Here is a 20,130-nt window from a genome sequence, read left to right as displayed (position 1 = left end):
ATGGCCAAAGCCATTTAGAAATTATTGATTAAACGAGTTTTGGCGGTTGCCAAACATCAAAAGGCTGTTTTTTTAGATCAGAACAGTAAAAACCTGGATAAGATTGCTGAAAAACAGGAACGATAACAACAGTAGTTTTTTCTAAGGGAAAATGCTGGGCCACTGAACAGCAGGCACAGCTACAGAACGGCGGACACATTTCGCCTCCGGCATGTTCGCCTTTAGCGGCATCCCGATGCACAACCGTTTCGAACTGAACACTTGTAGCCATATCTTCCTTGTCCTGGCAAGGCGTAACGCCCAGAAGGATCAGATAAATGGAAAATAGAAGTACAAAGTATTTCATTGCCAGCAAATGTAGTGAATATTGCGCAAAGGGAAAAGCGGAGGGCGGAGAGCGTCAACTGCGAGTTCAGAACTACCTACTGCGAGTTCAGAACTATCTACTGCGACTTCAGAACTTCTTACTGCGACTTCAGAACTATCTACTGCGAGTTCAGAACTGCTTACTGCGAGTTCAGAACTGTCTACTGCGACTTCAGAACTGCTTACTGCGAGTTCAGAACTATCTACTGCGACTTCAGAACTGCTTACTGCGAGTTCAGAACTATCTACTGCGGGTTCAGAACTATCGACTGCACGCTCAGAACTATCGAACGCACGCTCAGAACTATCGACTGCACGCCCAGAACTATCAAACGCACGCTCAGAACTATCGAACGCATGCTCAGAACTATCGACTGCACGCTCAGAACTATCGAACGCACGCTCAGAACTATCGAACGCACGCTCAGAACTACTTACTGCGACCGTGTAGATACGCTTACTCTTTTAACCACAAAGAACACAAAGGAAAAAGGCGCAGAGGGCACAGAGCTGGGCGTATTATTCCATCATCCATTTTACATCTTCCATCACTTAACCCCTATTCGCCTATCGGCACCTTTCCCCTGAAAGGGAAAGGACTAAAAGAGAAGACTTACCGCACCCTACAATATGCCGCATGCGATATCCTCCATGCTATCCGGCATCGGATATGATGGAAGGAGAAAGCGTTAAAGCTTTAGCACCTCCTTTCAACCTACCACTACCCGGAGGCAGCACGCTTTCCCCGATTCTTCATCGGGGGCTTGTGCTGGCGACCAAAAAAGCTTTGACGAATTTATCCGACATCAGATCCAAGCCTTGATTTTTGGTTACCTTTTTATCAAGAAAAAGGTAAGAGCCCCTTCGGCGGCGGCGAGCCGAGGCAAGACAGCGCGTTAGGCAAGAACTGGAAGGTGGCTAAACTAAGGTAGTGGTCAATTACACAGAGATCCTTCGCTCACTCAGGATGACAGCATAAGAGAAAATTCTCTGCTCCATGCCATCCGGCCTCGCATATGATGGAAGGAGCCCCTTCGACTACGCTCAGGACGTTAAAGCTTTAGCACCTCTACAAATCCATCCTCCATTTTACATCCCCTCAAACTTAACCTTAATAAACCTAGGCCGATAAAGATGTGGATGGTTTTCCAGGTCTTTTAAAAAGTCGAACGAATTTACATTATAACTAATCAACAACTCTCCTGGTTTCGAAAGACTTGGATGCGCTTTTGCATTGTAAGTAAAAAAGGATTTCAGTTCAATCGCCTCCGAGGTATCCCACAGTTTAAATACTTTACCAAAGGGACCATAAGGCGTTTTCCCCAATTGCATACAGATGTGCCTTCCAATACCACCTTCTTGAAAAATCAGCGCATACCTGCCATCAGGCAGTTGAGAAACACTAAGCTCATTAGAAACCTGATCGGTTAATGCTGCCGATTTTTTGATATCAGATTGCCAGTCTGACCCGTCCCAAAAAGTCCATTTGTTATAATTTTCGAATGCTGCAGGTACAACCCTGGCCACCAGGAGTTTTTTGGTTTTACCCAGCGTACCATATACATAAATATAGCCATCCGGATTTAACTGACCCGCAGCTTTTGTATTTACATATATCCCTGCACCAAACGATCCCATTTCCCCACTCTTCTCTTCAATATAAAATGGCGTATCTTTTTGTTCATAGTTGAGATATGGCACAGGCTCGTTCGCCTTAATTTTGATCAATGTATTGCCCACCTCGGCAAAACCAAAAGCACCACCTTCAGTTGTTTTAACACGATAACCAAAAATAAATGTCGAATTGTTCAATTCCTGGTTTACAAAACCATCACCAAGCCAGTAATAATCGCTCGGACCGGTTAATGGTGTTTTGGGCGAAAATATAGATTCAGGTTCTTTTTTAATCGTTTTCCAGCTGAATTTAATTTTGTTCGGGTCGGGCGCATTTCCATCTAAAATGGCGACAGAATTGTGGATCATTTTCGCGCCTTTCTGCATCTTGCCATCGCTAACCTTGCCGATCATGCTGTCACTAAAAATCAGCAAAGTCTTTTTTGCTTTTGGGGGCGATGATTCTTTTCCATTCAGTGGGATGCTGTAAATACCATCGCCACCAAACCAACCATCAGTTCTGATAAAAAGATTGCTCCATTCGGGAGCAGCAGTAACTTTAAAGCTGATGTTATCAAGACTTTGAGCCTGTAGATTTGAGGTGAGCGACATTACAACGCTAAACAAACCGATGGAGATAAGATTTTTCATTTGTGGGATAATTTCTTTAACCTATTAGTAAAATATTTACGGATGGGCTGATCTAAAAAGATCATGATGAGATAAGCCAATCCGATCAATAAAAATAAAGAAATAATCATAACTACCACCATCTCATTCATAGGTGGCTTTTTAGTTTCAACATAACTGAGGAAAATCCATAAAAAAGGATAATGAACCATATATAACGGGTAAGAGATGTCTCCAAAAAACTTACAGATTTTATCGTAGCCTACAGTCAAAGTTGCTCCAGCACCCAGCGCAATCAAAAATGGAAAATAAAAGATTACCGTAACAGCATCTGTGATCCAATTCATTTTATCGTTAAAGGGGATCAGGAAAACGACAAACAACAATATCCCCATCAGCAAAAAGCCAATCCCTGATTTGATGATCCAATTCGACCGGTAAACGATCATTCCTGCTAAAAAGGAATAGAAAATCCTTGCACCGCCTCCGAAAAAATTATCGCCACCCCAGCCCACGGCAAGATTGCCTACATGAAACGCTTCATAACCCAGCAAAAGGGCCGCAATTATCATCAATACCCATAACAGTTGATTTTTGACTTTATAGAGCACAAAAACATAGAAAATATTTGCAACATACTCCCAAAACAGCGACCAGGTTGGCGGGTTAAGGTGGAAGAGGTTAAAATAGCGCTCGTGAACCAGCGGATACGGAATCAACAAAGCTGCCGACAGGAACATCAGCAAAGTTTTACCCAGGCCGTAGCCCTGATAAAGGTTGCTGAATGGATCGAATATAAAAGTGATCAGCCCCAATAGCGCACCGATAATTACAAGCGGGTGCAAACGGATCAGCCTTGACTGGATAAAGCGGACAACACCCATACTTTCTACCTTGCTATCGTAAGCGTAGGCAATTACAAAACCAGAGAGGCAGAAAAAGAAGTCGACCGCAAGGTAGCTGTGTGCAATAAAATTATCTTTATAATCGGGAACGGCAAATTCCATAAAGTGGAAAATGACGACAGAAATTGCAGCAATTCCCCTCAATCCATCGAGGATTTTAAAATGCTGTTTGGTTTTTGGCAGCATTTGATCGGTTTGTAAGGTATTCATTTGGTTGTGTTAAACTGGCTCATTTGTTCCCCATCAAAAGCCAATGGTTTTGATGGGGATGGCAAAGAAACATAAGAAATCTGGTTTAACGCTACCGCTACAGATCAACCTTTCTACGTTTTGTCTCAATCTTTTACTGGTCTATACAGAACAGTTGAGCCAGTTCTTTAAACTTTACAAAAGCTTAATTTAATTTTTAATAATTCGGTAAATTGTACCGTTTTTATTTTCCGGACCAGTATCGGTATTGGTTAACACATACAGCTCGCCCGATGGATCTTCGCCGAAAGCAGTTATTTTAGCGTTATCGGCAATATTTGCGAATGATAATTTACCCCTTGTCCATTTGCTTCCAGCCTGTTTAAGATAATAACCCTTTCCGGTCCAATCGGCAAAAATATATTTGCCTTTGATCTCTGGATTTTTGCTGCCATTATACACATAACCACCGGTTACCGAAACCCCTTCGCTATGGTGGTACTCGGCTGTGGGTGCAATCATTTCTTTAATTTCGCAACCTTTATCAGGATTATAACAATGTGTGCCCTCCATTAAGCGCCAGCCATAATTGCCACCTTTTTTTACGATATCCACTTCTTCCCAGGTAGATTGGCCAACATCACCTGCAAATAACCGTCCGGAGACTTTATCAAAAGAAAAACGCCATGGATTTCTGAAACCATAGGCCCATATTTCGGGCTTAACATCGGTTTTACCAACAAATGGATTGTCTGTAGGTACTTTATAACCCGATCCGGTGTTGATATCGATCCTCAATATTTTACCATGCCAGGTGTTCATATCCTGTCCGTTGCCAATTTTACCATGTTCATCTCCCTGGCCACCACCATCTCCAAAAGAAACATACAGGAAACCATCAGGGCCAAACTGTAAACAGCCGCCATTGTGGTTTCCATCGGGTTCTTCTATGGTTAAAATGATGCGCTCACTTGCCCTATCTATTTTATTTCCACTTTCTGCCAATGTATATTCCGCCAGCACACCGGTATGGTTAGATTTCTGAACCGAGGGGATATCGTAATAGAGGTATACTTTTTTGTTCGTTTTAAATGCCGGGTGTAATGCAATGCCAAGCAGACCGCGTTCTTCGTAACCATTATTGAGTTTAACCAGTTTATCTTTCAGATCGATTAAAGGTTCTTCCAACAATTTTCCCTGTTGTACAACCCTGATTTTGCCCGCCTGTTCGGTAATCCAGGCCTGATCATTGTCTGGGAAAACGATAGCCGTAGGTGCCTGTATATGCGAAGCATATACCTGTACACCAACCGAGATTGCCGGAATTTCTGCCTTTTTATTTGCAGTTTTCTTTTGTGCTATTGCAGAAATGGATACAGTCAGCATTATGGAGAGTATACCAGTAGTGCGCATCGAAAATAATCTGGAAACAGTATTATGGGATGATATTTTTTTCATTATGGGTTTTAATTGCTGTGTTTAATGGATAAAATCGAAAAGTAAGGTACCGCTAAAGGTTTGGCCATCTGTTTTGTTTTTCTGGCTTTGCGGGCCCATTACCGAAGCCGACTGAAACTTGGTACCAATAGCACTTATGCCCTTTAAGAAACCGATGCTTCCGTCGGGGAAAGCGGGTTCTACATTGTTGTTGCTTAATGCAGCGGCCTCCCGTGCAGGGCGGTATATTTGCAGGTAAGTGTCCTGATCGGGAGTATAAACCGTAAACGGCGCTTCCTTATTTTCGACCACCACCCAGTTTACTTCGGCGTGATAACCTTTAAATTCAGGATAACCCCAGGTTTCACCCGTGATGGTATTGTTATAATCTTTTTGCCAAACGCCAAATTGCGACCCTTTTAACCTGTTTTTCCAAACACGGTATGGTCCGCGGCCGAGGTATTTTATTCCGGTGATTTTCTCTTCCGGATAATCAAAAGTAATACCCATAAAATCGGCATCGCCCTGCTGGTTGAACTGATATTCGAGTTTAACCAGTTTCCCCGGTTCGAATGTCCATTTGGCATGCAAACTACCTGTACCTTCATAATCCGATTCTACAGTATATTTCTGCCCATCGGCCTTAAAGGTGAAATTTTTCAATGTGGTATTTACACCAGCCAATAAAGGGCCTTTAGAAAGCGAAATAGTCGCATTTGGTTTTACTACTTTCGAAATATAACCTGTTGTTTTATCGAAATAATAGCTATTGCCATCTTGTTTAACCAAAAGTAACTGATCCTTTTCTTCAGCTGTTATTGGCGAACCGGATGAGGAAGTTGCCTGTTTTTGGGCAGTTAACTGAGCGGTTTTAATCGGCCAGCTCCAGGTAAATATTTCCCTTTGATCAGGTCCGTAAGCAGTTAAATATAAGGCATCACACTGTGCCCATGATTTTGGCAATGTCAGATCAAGGCTTCCTTTTGTACCAGGTTTAAGATTTGATACGGCAGATCCGCTTGCATTCAGTACCGCTTTTGTTCCTGCATCCTTTGCAGCAGGAAAATTAACCAGCTTCCATTTAAAAGTACATTGATTCAAACTGGTAAAACTGAACCTGTTGGCGATGGGAATTTTACCATTAAAGTGCTCTTCGATTTTTGGCAGATCGACAAAAACCGGCGACCATATTTCTTTTATGGCATAAAAACTACCTTCCTTTTCGCGGTGAGGCCCTACAATTCCATCAGGCGCATGGTTTCCATCACCATCGTAAATGCCGTTTTTGTCGGTTCTGATTACATTTTCATCTACCAGGGCCCAGATAAAGCCACCACCACCATGCGGATGGATCAGCATCTGGTTCCAGAAATCATCTAAGGCAGCACCGGCGCCACCATCGTAAAGGGCATGCATAAACTCGGTTGGGAAGAAAACTTCCTTACCCGAGGCAGCAGCCTTCACCATATAATTATAATCGGGATAATGTTTGGTATCGGTTCCGTTAAACTTCTCCCATGGATGGATCACCGTACGCTTTTGTGGATCGTACATGGCATAATCGTTATCGAGATCGGTATTAAAACCGCCCTCGTTGCCATTTGCCCAAAAAATGATTGAAGGATGGTTCACATCTCTAATTACCAATTCTTTTACCAATCGATGTCCAACGGTATTGTCGTATTTGGCCTGCCAGCCTGTAAGTTCGTTGATTACATATAAACCCAATGAATCGCAAACATCCAAAAATTCGGCATCAGGTGGATAATGCGACATGCGAACCGCATTCATATTCATTTCTTTCATCAGCTTTACATCCATCAAATGCACCGCTTTGCTTAACGTACGTCCTGTTTCAGGCCAGAAACTGTGGCGGTTCACCCCTTTAAGCAGTATTTTAACGCCATTTACATAAAAGCCATCTCCGTTGCGTACTTCGAGCGTACGGAAACCAAATTTTTGCTTTACCTGATGAAGGGTTTGCTGTTTATTTTTCACACGTACCACCACCTGGTATAAATTCGGAAATTCTGAACTCCACAATGCAGGATGTGCGAAATTCGATTTCAGGCTTAACATGCCATCGGTGAGGTTTGCTTTCACCGAAAAGGCTTTGCCTACATTTTCGCCATTTAATTTCTTTACCTGGGCTTCGATCAAATCGTTTGCATTTAAGTTCTGGCCATACACATCGAGCTGGAAAGAACCATCGGCTTTGGCGTTAACCGCTACCCTTTCGATAAATTTGTCGGGAACGGTTTCGAGGTAAACAGGTCTGAAAATGCCACCGAAAACCCAAAAATCACTTTTCCTTTCGGCATTGTTGATCGATGCATTGGCCGACATTTTATCTACTGTAACTTCCAGCAAATTTTTACCTGTTGGTTTTAACAATGCTGTAATATCATATTTGAAACGATAAAAACCACCCTGATGTACGTCTCCGGCAAGTTTGCCATTCACCATAACTTTGGTATCGGTCATAGCGCCCTCAAAAACAAGAAATACCTTTTTCCCGGTAACCTTGCCTGTTGGAAATTCGTAACGGTAAATCCCCTGCTCCTTTGCCTTATTGTTATCATGCCCGTAATTATAACTTCCAAAACCCTGCAACTCCCAATTAGAGGGTACCGGGATTTTATTCCACACGCCACTCTTGCGCCCATCTGTACAATAAAAATCCCATTGTTTGGTATGGTCTTTATCTGTCCCCGAAAGATAGGTTCTGATGGTTTCCTGCGAAAAAGCAGGATACGAAAACAACAATAAAAACAAGGAAAGTAATCTTTTAATCATGATCTATCTGGAATTAGCGTTAGCAAAATTTTTAGATTTAACAGCTTGATTAAGCCGTTAAATTTTGCGTTTACAAGATAATGGAATTTGTGTTTAGGTTGAACTAGCTAACTACTTTAATACAATCGCGGGCTTTTAAATTTCATCACGCCCAGTTTTGTATATAAAACAAAAAGCCCCCAGCTAATGCTAGAGGCTTTGTTTTCCCAAAACGCAATAAATTTATTATTTCGCGCTATTCTTTTTTTCTGTTACTTCAGCTCTGATATCCTGAGCTAAAACTTTAAGGTCTTGCATTGCTTTACGTACACGTGTACCAGCAGCTGCGTTACCACCATCATAAAACTTGGTTACATCTGCTTCAACTGAAGAAATCAGATCTTGTACTTCTTTAAATTTGTCCATAATGTTTTCTTTCTAATAGGATGATAGACCATCCATAATTAAATATGTTCTTTCCGATCTACAATAAACGGACCGCAAAACTAATAATTTTATTCACAAAGAGGCATCCACAAGCATTAATCATTTTCTTTTAACACTTTTGATAGCCACGCACCAAATCATATCGCCTGATCTTCTACTAGTTAAACAGATTCTGCACTGCACGAAAATCAAACCATGTCAAAAAAAAATTACCGTAAATTAATGCTTAAATCCCTTCACTCAGCACGATTTCCTCCTGCACGGGCGGTTTATCTGTATATTTTTTAGCAATAATCTGGCTTACCCGATAAAGTAAAAAGATACTCAATGCCGATACACCGACCACTACATAGCCCACAATATTATAATGTTCAAGCGGACTGAATTTGTTTTTTTGCACCACAATCATTCCTGCAACAGCAGCGGCCACACCGCCCGCAATTTGCTGCAACGAAGCATTGATACTCATAAAGGCACCACGGTCGGCCATATCAGGCACTGCACTGGTTAATGCGCTCGAAGGCACCATCCGGCTAAGCATGCCCATCATCATCAGCACGTTAAAGGTCAATACCAGATAAAAAGGTGTTGTAGATAAATTGGTGTACAGTATACAGATGATCATTAACCAAATGGTAGCTACTGTGAAAAGTTTAAACTTACTTACCTTATCACTCAACCTGCCAATGAGCGGCATAATTACCAATGAGCTTATTCCCGAGGTCATAAACAGCACTGGCAGTTCTGCATTCGTAATCCCCAGGTTGTTAACGGCAAATGCACTACCAAAAGGCATCATCATGAAACCTCCTATCGATAAAACAGCAGTTGCCGCAAAACCGATACGGTAATCACGCTTGGCAACGGTGTGCCATAAGTGCTTGAGTGCCGATTGATCGTGTTGTACCAAAAGGTGCTGGGTAACGGGTTTCAACTGAGTCGCGATTACAATCGCGATAATAAATGCCAGTCCGGCCGTCATTAAAAAAGGCGATTCCCAGCCCCAGGCATTAGCCACGTAAATCCCAATGGGTATGCCCAATACCTGACTGGCGCCGAAGCCCAATTGCACAAAGCCCATTACGCGGCCACGCTGTTGCAAGGCAAAAAGATCGGCAATAATGGCCATGGAGATCGATCCGATCACGCCACCAAATAATCCTGTAATAATCCGTGCTGCCAATAACAGCGGATAGGTGTCGGCCAAACCGCATAGAACGGTGCCTAGAATAAATCCAGAGTAAAAAAAGATCAATAGTTTTTTACGGTCAAACTTATCGGCAAAACCAGCGGTAAGCAATCCAGATATACCTGCACTAAAAGCATAGGCTGATACGGCTACACCGAAAGCTGCAGGTTTAAGATCAAGCGATTTCATTAACATATCACCCAATGGCGACATGATCATAAAATCTAGTATAACGGTAAACTGGGTCATGGCCAGAATAAAGATCACGATCTTTTGGTATCGTGTAAATGGGATGATATCTTGTTGTTTGTTTTTCATTTCTATTTTAAGTTAGCCTACAGCATTCGAAGCCGGAAGCGGTAATTAATTGTATTACGAAGGCATGGTTTATCCTGGTAGATATAATGCGAAGCACCCGGTCTTCATCATCCAGATCAACGTTCCACTCCGCTATACCCTCTTTGTTAAAAATTTCTTTTAGCTGAATATGATCGGCAGCTTCCAGATTGGTTTTAAATAATAATATGTGATCAAAATTTTCCATTCTTAAATGAATAATTATTTAATAATAAGCTTTAAAAAAAAGCTTTAATTTTTTAAAGCTTTAATAACACGGTCGAACGCGGCCCAGAGTATCTCGTCGGTAATCTTAAAGGGTTTACCTCCAACGCTTTGCCCCCGTTGGTGAAAACGCAACAGAGAATATAATGGCGAATAGGCCACCGACCAATAAACTTCAAAAGGCATCTCGTCCATTTCTCCGCGTTTTACTACATTGTTGAGAAAGGCCGTGATATCTTGTTTAAACTTGCTCATCAAACCGCCAACTTCACCATTAAACAGTTGTAAAAACTGCTCGTGGTAAGTAGAACTGTTAATCTGATCAAAAAACTGTCCGAGTAAGGGGTTTTCGATCATGTAATCAAAGCGGTTTTGCCATTGGATGCGTAAACCATCTTCAAGCGAAGCCTCCGGATCAAAATTACGGAGCATCGCCTCTTCCATCCTTGCCCCCTCTTCCATCACGATTTTAACAATCAGATCGTCTTTATCTTTATAATAAACATAGGGTGTACCAACTGATATGCCACAGGCTTTCGCCAGCTTGTTTATTGTAAAACCCTCCAAGCCATATTTTACAATGGTTTCGATGGCCTTTTGTTTTACCAGCTGCTCTTTATTGATATCTCTTGTCCTCATAATCTAATTACGTGACAAAACTAAATGAATATTCATTTATAAACAAATAAATGCTCAGATATTTTTAAAATACGATGTTTAAGCCGTTGTAAAATAAACAGGCCTTACCATTTTTCAACAGTAAGGCCTACAATAACGCAAATATTTTTTTATATAATTTCCAATTCAGTCTTACCTGTTGGGATGTAAAAGGTAAATTCGAGTTCCATTTCTTCTTGCTCCTTCTCATTTTTGAGCCTGATCACCGAACCACCCTGCGGTGTAACCAAAGCAGCTATTTTATTGTTGCCAAAAACCTTAACCATTGCATTAGCTGGAATAGGCATTAATTTAAAACCCGTTTTTAAGTCGCTTAGCATCCCTTTCATTCGGTCATCCGATTCTTCTTTACTCAGATACATCGTTACAGCGGCTACACTTTCTCTATTGGCGATTAATTTTTTTAGCTGTTCCAAATCCCCTTTTGCAATCAGCTCTCCTAGTTTTTGATAGGCAGCGGTTAATTTTTCTTTTAATCCACTTACCGCTTTTAAATCGGTTCCCGTTTGGTAAGCATTAATAGTATAAGGCACCTCTGCATTAAAAGAGGTTGTTTGGCTGAGCGATGTTTGCTTTTTGGCAGGGTCTACCTTTACAATCGCATATTCTCCAGGAAGCTGCTCTTTAAAGTTAAGGTCTTTAGCGGCATCGAAAACTTTGATATTGTATTTGAACTGAGCGTTAGGATTTAATACTTTTTGACCAGCCAGTGGCAGCACTTTGATTGAAATTTCTTGTTTACCACTTTGTAGAATAGCCGAATTGATCGGAATCATTGAAGAAGCCTGCCCTTCCAAATTAAGGGTAAACACAAGAACATCGTTAACCCTAACTTCGAACAAACACAGTGCCGCGCTAAAATCGAGCTGATAATAAGGCTGTACTTTAGCATAATCTGCCTTTTTTTCGATTTTTATGGGTACTGGGTTTAAAGAAATCGGATTTTGTGCATAACAAGAGAGCGAAAAGAGCGATAAGAATATCACAGAGAGCAATAATAAAGAAATGTTTTTCATAAAAGATCTGGTTTTAAATTTGAGATGAAATTCGGATTACGTTTTTTCATTTCAGAATGTAACGTTAATCAGCTCTTTTTGTTTGCCACGAATATCTGGAAATTTTAATCAGCCTTATAATTAAAAAGGCTGCAATATCCATTGCAGCCTTTTCTTATCAACTAACTAAACCTGTATAATACTAACCAAATATTTTACATCACAAAAGTAAGGCTGCTATATAAACCTGATATTAACGTTGTGTTAAAAACAGGATATTTAACATGGGCGATGAGCCAAAAAAATCTTTTTTTGAAGGCCGGATACAAAATAGAATAGCTAGCATACATCGATATTTATTGTTATTTTTATTCAGATAATTAATTAATTATTGGCGTTTCCTGAAAAGCCTCCAGAGTAAGGATTTATAAATTAACCTCTAAAAAATGAATAGAAAATCACTATTGCTCAGCACCGTTTTGATCCTATTTACAACAATTGTTTATTCGCAGGTAGTTGTGGGCAACGACCGCGACAAACACGGCTGCATAGGATCTGCAGGTTACACTTATTCTGCTATAAAGAATAACTGTATCCAGGTGTTTGCACAAAAAATTAAGCTGAAAGAAGTTGATAGCAGCAAAACTGCAAACTTTATGGCTGCTGTTATTTTTAGTACCGACTATAAAAAAGCAGAGGTATTTTTAAAAGGCTACAAAGAAGGTCAGGTTTTAACCAGAACAGGTAAAAAAGGCAATTACAGCTGGAAAAAAGACGACCTGGAACTCACTTATAAAAAGGTTTTCAAGCTTACTAAAGCAAAAAAACTGATTTACGCCTCTTAATAAATTTTTAAGTATTATTCAATGTTCCAATACATGGAATAATGCTTAATTTATCCTTTGATATCGATTATTAAAACCATCGTTGGCGTCGTGATATATCGAAAGTTCACTACCCGAAATACTGAAAAAGTACCTTTGTTCATTACCTTCATAAACCAATCCGTCTCCTTCTTCTTGCAAAAGCATGCTCATTTGCTTTTTTGTTGTATATGCTCCTGCCCTCGTAAGCTTATTGTCCCTTATCTCTTTATATGATGATCCATTAAATTCTACGGTATTGCCGCTGCCTGCCGGATAATTAATGGTAATACCAGCTATCCCACCAGAAGAAGAGACTAATTCCCATTTGCCAATAAGCTGATCGGCAGGCTTTACCGAATCATCTTTCTTGCACGACATCAAGGACATTATCAGGATCAAAAAACTTAAATATTTCATTTTTTTGGTTTGAACAGTTTAAGTATAAATATATTAAAATAATTTTTCAGCTGATCAGGTTTAATGGTAATAAAATAAAGCTATCCCACAACTATTAACTCCAAATAAAATTCCGGTTATCAAATCAGTTTTCTTCCTAAAAATGCTACCCTCAACTTGCTTTGTATGGTAAAAAACAGTGAATTATCCAAAATGTTGATTTTTATCATCATGAAAATTCCAAAAACAGCTTAAAACTGTAATATTAAAACTACAAAAATTTTAAAAGCAGGTTTTTAAGCGCTATCTTTGTAACATGAAAATTGCCAAATCAACCTCTTTTTTATTTCTTTTAATCGCCTCAATATCTTCAATATCAATCCCGGTATTGGCCCAAAACCAAAACAAGCTGGCAACTGTTTTTGAGAATATTGAAAAATTAAATGGAAACGATATGATCGAAAGATTAGCTTCCCAAAGAAATGAGTTTAACAAAAACCGTAAGAACGCTAAATTACCTAAAGCCGAATATATTATAAACAGGAATAATTTAACCATTATTACTTTTAATGGCCTTGATTATTATGTAAAAAATAACCGCGTTATCGGAATACAGGGCTTAAACCTATCGGATGAAGCATTGGTTCAAATTACCGAAAAGTTGGTTTTATTAGATAGTGTTCAATATAGCTATAGCGAAAAATCTGATGTGGATTTCCAAAATGAGCGTTTATTTTTGTTGTCGCTAAAAATGTTATCTACTACGACCAGAGATATTGCCGCACTTGCAAAAACCAATAATCCTTCTTTAAACGTAGAGAATAATATCGCCAAAATGCGATTACCGAACGTTGACAAAATCTCAGGAATTATAACAGTTCAATCATTAGTACAGTTGAACAAATAGTTCATTTACATTCCCTAAACTTCAGGTACAATTGATCTCAAATCAATCTACCTTTACTTCCAGCCATATTACAATATTGTAGATGGCTTTTTTTATGTATCTGTAACCTATATACACCAAGTACAGAAAATCGGTATACATCATAGTGTGCAGTTCTTTCAGACTGCCTGTTCCTTTTCCATCGCTAAGCTTTTTTGTTCGATAACAAACAAGATGTTCGATATCGGGCATTTTCATTTTCCGAAACAAAATCAAAATACTGACTACCAACAACTTAACAATGGCATTTCTATTGTAAAGCCTGGTGCAAAAGTATTTAAATGGACAAACTCATTGAAGAAGAAGTTTCATCGAAAAGGAAAAAAAAAACTTACCTCTTAATTTTCGCAATTATAGTTTTGATTGCCGCAGCCATTTGGTTGGTTCGGTTTTATTTCAAACCATCGTTAACCAGTGCCGATATTACAACCGCCAAAGTAGAAACCGGAATAATCGAAAATACAATTAATGCCACCGGCGAAGTGCTCCCCGAATTTGAGGAGGTTTTAACAAGCCCCATTAACGCTTCAATCAAAGCCGTGCTGATGGATGCCGGTAATAAAGTTAAAAAAGGTCAATCGATTTTATCGCTGGATAAATCGGTCAGCGAAACCGATTATGGCAAACTGCAGTTCCAGATGGAATCTAAAGAAAATGAAATCCGGAAGCTGAAACTGGATCTGGAGAAAAGTTTTTTCGACATCAAATCATCTAACAGTATCAAACAATTGCGGATCAGCAATCTGAAAGATGCGGTTTCCTCAGCAAAAAGATTATTAAAAGCTGGTGGAGGAACAAAAGAAGATGTTGAAGCTGCAGAACTTAACCTGAAGGTGGCTGAACTGGAAAAACTGCAGTTGGAAAATGAGATCAAAAGCAAACAGCAAACCATGAAAATCGAGATCAGGGAAGCTGAAATTGCCCTGGCCATTCAAAGAAACGATCTGAATGCTTTAAAACGGAAACTTGATCTGGCCGAGGTAATTGCAACAAGACCAGGCGTAATTACCTGGGTAAACAAAAACATAGGATCGAGTGTACATGAGGGCGATGCTCTGGTTAGAATTGCTGATTTAAGTGGGTTTAAAGTTGCCGGGAGCATGTCTGACAATCTGTTGGATAAAATCCATAACAACATGACGGCGATTATCCGCATAGGCGACACCCAACTGCGTGGTTCTATCGTAAACATTTCGCCTGCAGTAAGCAATGCCATTGTTTCTTTCGATATTCAATTAAACCAAAAAGATAGTAAAGAACTACGCCCTAACCAAAAGGTGGATGTTTTTTTGGTTACCGCAACCAGAAATGGCGCTTTACGGATTGCCAATGGTCCTGCATTTAATGGCTCCAATCTCCAGGATGTTTTCGTACTAAAAAACGGGATTGCAGAACGCAGATCGGTTAAAACAGGCCTAAGCAATTTCGATTATGTAGAAATTTTAAGTGGATTGAAAGCAGGTGATGAAGTGATCACCTCAGACATGGGCGATTATAAAAACACCAAAACCATCACCATCAGCAATTAAAATTATGGCAAGGAAATTTTCACTTATTGCTTTATTGATGATGTTTGGTCTAATTGCTTTTTCGTCACCTAAAATAGATACCTTAAAGCTAACTTTACAACAGGTGGTAGAAATGGCCAAAGCAAACTCCATTGCCGCAAAACAGGCCATTACCGTAAAGGAAACCAAATACTGGGAATGGCGCACATTTAAATCCAATTACCAGCCCCAGCTGGCCCTGCAAGGTATTTTGCCTGGTTACACCAAAAGTTACACACAAGTTCAACAACCGAATGGAACCATAATTTTTCAACCTGTACATTATGATAACTCGTCGTTAACCCTAAATTTCAGTCAAAGTATTGCGGCTACAGGTGGAACGATTTATGGAACTACACAGCTACAGCGTTTTGATGATTTCGACAGGAACAGTGTGTTATACAACGGCATTCCTTATGGTATTGGCTATACGCAACCCCTTCTCCAGTTTAACAACTTAAAATGGGACAAGAAAATAGAACCGCTAAAATTTAATGAGAGTAAACAGGTTTTTATCGAAACACAGGAAAAAATTGCCATTACGGTTACTGAATATTTTTTCGATTTATTACTTGCGCAAGTTAACCTGAACATTGCCGATTTAAACTATGCAAACACCAAACGCATCTTAACCATTGCCGATACCAAATTCGAATTGGGTAAAATCTCTAAAAATGAAATTCTGCAACTCCAGTTAGAAGTTTTAAATGCCAAAAAAGCCGTAGGGACAGCTAAACGCGATGTAGAAATTGCCACATTAAACCTACGGAGTTACACCGGCATTGAAGGCGATGACAGGATTAAACTGGATATGCCTGCTGTAGTGGCCCAGATGACTGTAATTACCGAAAAGGTACTTGCAGAGGCCTTTGAAAACCGTTCGGATGCCATTGGGTTTATCCGCCGCTTGGCAGAAGCAAAAAGAGATGTGGCAAAAGCAAGAGGTGAAAATGGTTTAACCGCCACTTTAAGGGCGAACCTTGGTTTCTCCAATGCGGCAAACAGTGCATTCGATATTTACCGTTCGCCAAAAAACCAGCAGTCGGTCGAAATTCAGCTTTCTATTCCGGTAATGGATTGGGGACGATCTAAATCGCGTACCAAAACTGCGCAGGCCAATGAGCAATTGGTTACCTATGCCGTTGAGCAGGATAAACAGACTTTTAAACAGCAGATTATAACACAGGTAACCCTTTTTAACATGATGAAAGAACAGATCCTGCTCACTGATGAGGCTGAAAAGATTGCGGCCGAAAAGTACAAAATAGCCAGCGAACGTTATGTTTTGGGTAACCTGAGCATTACCGATCTCAGTATTGCCTTTCAGGAAAACGACAGGGCAAAACGTGATTATGTTTCTTCACTCCGCGATTTCTGGGGTGCATATTACCAACTCCGTTATCTATCACTTTACGATTTCGAAAAAAACAGAAAAATAACCTATTAATAAATCTTAATTACTAATTATACATTATGATACGCTTACACAACATCGAAAAAGTTTACCGGACCGATACCGTCGAAACCCTTGCCGTTAACGGGATCAGCCTTGATATTGCCAAGGGTGAATTTCTTTCCATCATGGGGCCATCAGGTTGTGGCAAAAGTACTCTGCTCAATATTATGGGCCTGCTTGATGAACCTTCAAAAGGCAACATTAAAATTGATGAGCAGGATATCAGTCAGTTCTCGGATCAAAAACTCGCAAAATTCAGGAACCAAAAACTGGGTTTTATTTTTCAAAGTTACCACCTGATCAATGACCTGCGGGTTTTGGACAATGTGGAATTACCCATCTTGTACCGTACTTCATCGGCCAGGGAACGTAAAATGCTGGCCACAGCAGCTTTAGAAAAAGTTGGCTTAAGCAACCGGTTAAAACATTTCCCCACACAGCTTTCAGGTGGTCAGCGGCAGCGTGTGGCTATAGCAAGGGCCATTGTAGGCAATCCTCAGATTATTCTGGCAGATGAGCCTACGGGGAATCTGGATAGCGCCATGGGGAATGAAATCATGGATATCCTAATCAATCTGAATAAAAATGAAGGCACTACGATTGTAATGGTAACACACGATGAAAGTATGGCACACAAAACACACAGATTGGTGCGTTTGTTCGATGGTTCACAAGTTCAATAAGCCGCTATTATGTTAAAAAACTACTTTAAAATAGCCATAGCTGTATTGAAACGGAGAAAATTCTTCACCTTCATCAGCTTATTCGGGATTAGCTTTACGCTCACCATTTTAATGGTGGTTACGGCACTCGCCGATAAAATGATCAGTCCGGATTACCCGGATTACAAAAGAGAACGTTCCTTATATCTGGAAAGGATTGAAATCAAAAATTCAAAAGAAGGCTGGATGAACAGCAGTAATGTTTCAGTTTATTTTTTGGAACATTATGTAGCTACATTAAAAAACCTACAAAAAATAGCGATTACATCTGGGGCAAAATCATCTAACGCTTATGTGAATAATAAAAAACTTGTTATAGGCTATCAATACACAAATGCTGATTATTGGAATGTACTGGAATATAAATTTCTGGAAGGCAAAGCATTTTCGCAAAAGGAAATCGATAATGCAGAAATGGTTGCGGTAATTTCTGAAGAAACAAAGGAAGCCTATTTTGGTGATGAAAAATTAGTAGTGGGTAAATATATTTCCGCAGATAATATTAATTACAGAGTAATTGGGGTGGTTGCAAATGTATCAGAAACGGTCCGCAATTTTAGTGGCGATATGTTTTTACCATACAGCCTTTCAAAAGAAAACCGCAACAATACCGATTTAATGGGTGCTTATAATGCAATTCTGCTTGCAAAAAGTAAAAATGATCTACCCAAATTGAAAAAAGAATTCGAGCAGATGTTGAAGAAAGTACCAATTCCGAAAGATTTTGACAAACTGTATTGTAATGCCGATCCGTTTTTCACTACGATTAGCAGAAGAATTGGAGGCAGCTCAACAGATGCAGCTGTTATAAAAGTGATCACAATGGCTGCTGGATTTATACTTTTATTTCTATTGTTGCCAACCATCAATCTGGTGAATATCAACATTACCAGAATCATGGAACGTTCATCTGAAATTGGCGTTCGTAAAGCTTTTGGTGCATCGTCAAAAACATTGGTTTACCAGTTTATTGTAGAAAATATGATCCTTACATTTCTTGGTGGCCTAATAGGGTTAACCCTTTCGCTGGTCGTGATTATGCTCATCAATGAGTCGAATTTTCTCTCCAATATGCATCTTTCTTTAAATTTCACAGTACTGTGCTGTAGTTTCTTTGCCTGCATATTCTTTGGACTTCTGTCAGGCGTTTATCCAGCCTGGCGCATGTCGAAACTAAACGTAGTTAAAGCCCTTAAAGCCTAAATAAAAGATATTATTATGTTTAAACACCTATTTAAATTGATATGGAACAAAAGGAACCAGAACTTTCTTTTCCTCTCCGAAATCCTCATTTCTTTTCTTGTGATATTTGCTGTTTTTTCTTACCTCACCTATTATTACCAGAATTACAGCAAGCCTCTTGGTTTCGATTACAAAAGAGTTTGGTCGGTTGCCTATGGTAATGGTCAGCTGCCCAAAAATCATGATTCGCTGGTCACTTTTTATGATAATCTCACCAAATCATTAAAATCCATGCCGCAGATTGAACATGTATCTTTTTCAAGTTCCAACTATCCTTATTCTGATAGTTTTATGAGCACTGGTCTTACTCAAAACAGGCGAAAATTTGATCGTGTGAGCAATTTTATGGTCGGAAATGATTATCAAAAAGTATGGAATGTTCCCTTGCTCGAAGGCCGCTGGTTTTTACCGGAAGATGCCGTAAGCAAAGATAAAGGTGTTATTATTAATGAAACACTAAAAAATGAAATGTTTGGAAATCAAAAAGCTACAGGAAAGTTGATTGGTGATTTTGATGACAAAAACAAATTGAAAGTGATTGGCGTAGTAGCCGATATTAAAGCCAATGGGGATTTCCAGCCCGGCAACAATGCTTTATTTAGTCCATTGGATACAGGTTACTTAAAATGGACCGGAACGCTTTTAATTAAAGTACGCGAAGGTGCCGATGCTACTTTCGAAAGTCAACTGTATAAATTTATGGCAACATCCACGCATAACGCTGTGGAAATACAACATGTAGATGAAATGCGCGATTCCAGAAATAGGCAAACGATTATTCCGATGACAATATTTATCATCATTGCTTCTTTTCTAATCATCAATGTAGCGCTCGGCCTATTTGGGGTATTGTGGTACAATATCAATAAAAGAAAGGGAGAAATCGGTTTACGCAGGGCCATTGGTGCAAGCGGTCGGGCGGTTTCCGCTCAACTGGTAATGGAAGCGATGATCCTGGCCACCATGTCGTTAATTGTGGGTTGTTTTTTTGCCATTCAATTTCCATTATTGAGCGTATTTAACATCCCCACAAGCGCTTATATTATCGCGATGCTCTTGTCGGTGGCATTCATTTACCTATTGGTTTTGTTCTGTTCGTTTTACCCCGGTAAACAGGCCGCTGGTATCCATCCTGCTATTGCATTGCATGAAGAATAATACTTATCTTA

19 protein-coding genes are annotated in these 20,130 nt (G+C 39.8%); 8 read left to right on the top strand and 11 right to left on the bottom strand.

The window, feature by feature from the left end; all coding sequences use genetic code 11:
- Nucleotides 1–28 precede the first annotated feature (28 nt).
- Entirely contained in the window at nucleotides 29–346 is a 318-nt protein-coding gene (locus R2S57_RS22705) for a DUF6660 family protein (protein ID WP_316847236.1), read from the bottom strand.
- A 377-nt stretch (nucleotides 347–723) separates the two neighbouring features.
- On the opposite strand from R2S57_RS22705, the gene R2S57_RS22700 reads away from it, so the two are divergent.
- Nucleotides 724–954, top strand: coding sequence for a hypothetical protein (locus R2S57_RS22700; protein ID WP_316847235.1), 231 nt, complete (start codon nucleotides 724–726; stop codon nucleotides 952–954).
- 501 nt (nucleotides 955–1,455) lie between these two features.
- On the opposite strand, the gene R2S57_RS22695 is transcribed toward R2S57_RS22700, so the two are convergent.
- From R2S57_RS22695 to R2S57_RS22655, 9 genes are all read right to left on the bottom strand, one after another.
- Nucleotides 1,456–2,631 (bottom strand): DUF4185 domain-containing protein, encoded by a 1,176-nt coding sequence (locus R2S57_RS22695; RefSeq protein ID WP_316847234.1) that lies wholly within the window; start codon nucleotides 2,629–2,631, stop codon nucleotides 1,456–1,458.
- The gene (locus R2S57_RS22690; protein WP_316847233.1) at nucleotides 2,628–3,725 is read right to left on the bottom strand and encodes an acyltransferase; all 1,098 of its coding nucleotides are present in this window, start codon (nucleotides 3,723–3,725) and stop codon (nucleotides 2,628–2,630) included. Before R2S57_RS22690 ends, R2S57_RS22695 begins: the two co-directional genes overlap by 4 nt.
- 189 nt (nucleotides 3,726–3,914) lie before the next feature.
- The gene (locus tag R2S57_RS22685; protein WP_316847232.1) at nucleotides 3,915–5,162 is read right to left on the bottom strand and encodes a PQQ-dependent sugar dehydrogenase; all 1,248 of its coding nucleotides are present in this window, start codon (nucleotides 5,160–5,162) and stop codon (nucleotides 3,915–3,917) included.
- A gap of 21 nt (nucleotides 5,163–5,183) precedes the next feature.
- Nucleotides 5,184–7,937 carry a glycoside hydrolase family 2 protein gene (locus R2S57_RS22680; protein WP_316847231.1) on the bottom strand — a complete coding sequence of 918 codons (2,754 nt, stop codon included), beginning with the start codon at nucleotides 7,935–7,937 and terminating at the stop codon, nucleotides 5,184–5,186.
- A gap of 225 nt (nucleotides 7,938–8,162) precedes the next feature.
- Nucleotides 8,163–8,342, bottom strand: coding sequence for a histone H1 (locus tag R2S57_RS22675; RefSeq protein WP_055907279.1), 180 nt, complete (start codon nucleotides 8,340–8,342; stop codon nucleotides 8,163–8,165).
- Between the two features lie 247 nt (nucleotides 8,343–8,589).
- Nucleotides 8,590–9,870, bottom strand: a complete 1,281-nt coding sequence (locus R2S57_RS22670) for an MFS transporter (RefSeq protein ID WP_316847230.1) — start codon at nucleotides 9,868–9,870, stop codon at nucleotides 8,590–8,592.
- A gap of 7 nt (nucleotides 9,871–9,877) precedes the next feature.
- Nucleotides 9,878–10,096 (bottom strand): hypothetical protein, encoded by a 219-nt coding sequence (locus tag R2S57_RS22665; RefSeq protein ID WP_316847229.1) that lies wholly within the window; start codon nucleotides 10,094–10,096, stop codon nucleotides 9,878–9,880.
- Between the two features lie 44 nt (nucleotides 10,097–10,140).
- Nucleotides 10,141–10,752, bottom strand: coding sequence for a TetR/AcrR family transcriptional regulator (locus tag R2S57_RS22660; RefSeq protein ID WP_316847228.1), 612 nt, complete (start codon nucleotides 10,750–10,752; stop codon nucleotides 10,141–10,143).
- A 149-nt stretch (nucleotides 10,753–10,901) separates the two neighbouring features.
- Complete coding sequence (locus R2S57_RS22655; protein ID WP_316847227.1) at nucleotides 10,902–11,807, bottom strand: hypothetical protein; 906 nt, start codon at nucleotides 11,805–11,807, stop codon at nucleotides 10,902–10,904.
- Nucleotides 11,808–12,232: 425 nt separating this feature from the next.
- On the opposite strand from R2S57_RS22655, the gene R2S57_RS22650 reads away from it, so the two are divergent.
- A complete protein-coding gene (locus R2S57_RS22650; RefSeq protein WP_316847226.1) occupies nucleotides 12,233–12,631 on the top strand; it encodes a hypothetical protein in 399 nt (132 codons plus the stop codon).
- A gap of 45 nt (nucleotides 12,632–12,676) precedes the next feature.
- On the opposite strand, the gene R2S57_RS22645 is transcribed toward R2S57_RS22650, so the two are convergent.
- Nucleotides 12,677–13,069 carry a hypothetical protein gene (locus tag R2S57_RS22645; RefSeq protein ID WP_316847225.1) on the bottom strand — a complete coding sequence of 131 codons (393 nt, stop codon included), beginning with the start codon at nucleotides 13,067–13,069 and terminating at the stop codon, nucleotides 12,677–12,679.
- Between the two features lie 295 nt (nucleotides 13,070–13,364).
- On the opposite strand from R2S57_RS22645, the gene R2S57_RS22640 reads away from it, so the two are divergent.
- From R2S57_RS22640 to R2S57_RS22615, 6 genes are all read left to right on the top strand, one after another.
- Entirely contained in the window at nucleotides 13,365–13,955 is a 591-nt protein-coding gene (locus R2S57_RS22640) for a hypothetical protein (RefSeq protein ID WP_316847224.1), read from the top strand.
- Nucleotides 13,956–14,275: 320 nt separating this feature from the next.
- The gene (locus R2S57_RS22635) at nucleotides 14,276–15,523 is read left to right on the top strand and encodes an efflux RND transporter periplasmic adaptor subunit (RefSeq protein WP_316847223.1); all 1,248 of its coding nucleotides are present in this window, start codon (nucleotides 14,276–14,278) and stop codon (nucleotides 15,521–15,523) included.
- Between the two features lie 4 nt (nucleotides 15,524–15,527).
- Nucleotides 15,528–16,988: a TolC family protein gene (locus tag R2S57_RS22630; protein ID WP_316847222.1), complete on the top strand. Its 1,461-nt coding sequence runs from the start codon at nucleotides 15,528–15,530 to the stop codon at nucleotides 16,986–16,988.
- Nucleotides 16,989–17,014: 26 nt separating this feature from the next.
- The gene (locus R2S57_RS22625; RefSeq protein WP_316847221.1) at nucleotides 17,015–17,680 is read left to right on the top strand and encodes an ABC transporter ATP-binding protein; all 666 of its coding nucleotides are present in this window, start codon (nucleotides 17,015–17,017) and stop codon (nucleotides 17,678–17,680) included.
- 9 nt (nucleotides 17,681–17,689) lie between these two features.
- Entirely contained in the window at nucleotides 17,690–18,922 is a 1,233-nt protein-coding gene (locus R2S57_RS22620) for an ABC transporter permease (RefSeq protein WP_316847220.1), read from the top strand.
- Nucleotides 18,923–18,937: 15 nt separating this feature from the next.
- Complete coding sequence (locus R2S57_RS22615) at nucleotides 18,938–20,119, top strand: ABC transporter permease (RefSeq protein WP_316847219.1); 1,182 nt, start codon at nucleotides 18,938–18,940, stop codon at nucleotides 20,117–20,119.
- Nucleotides 20,120–20,130 lie beyond the last annotated feature (11 nt).

Origin of the sequence: Pedobacter psychrodurus (assembly GCF_032678585.1) — a bacterium.
GTDB classification, from domain to species: Bacteria; Bacteroidota; Bacteroidia; order Sphingobacteriales; family Sphingobacteriaceae; genus Pedobacter; species Pedobacter psychrodurus_A.
This window is presented reverse-complemented; position numbering and strand designations above follow the sequence as displayed.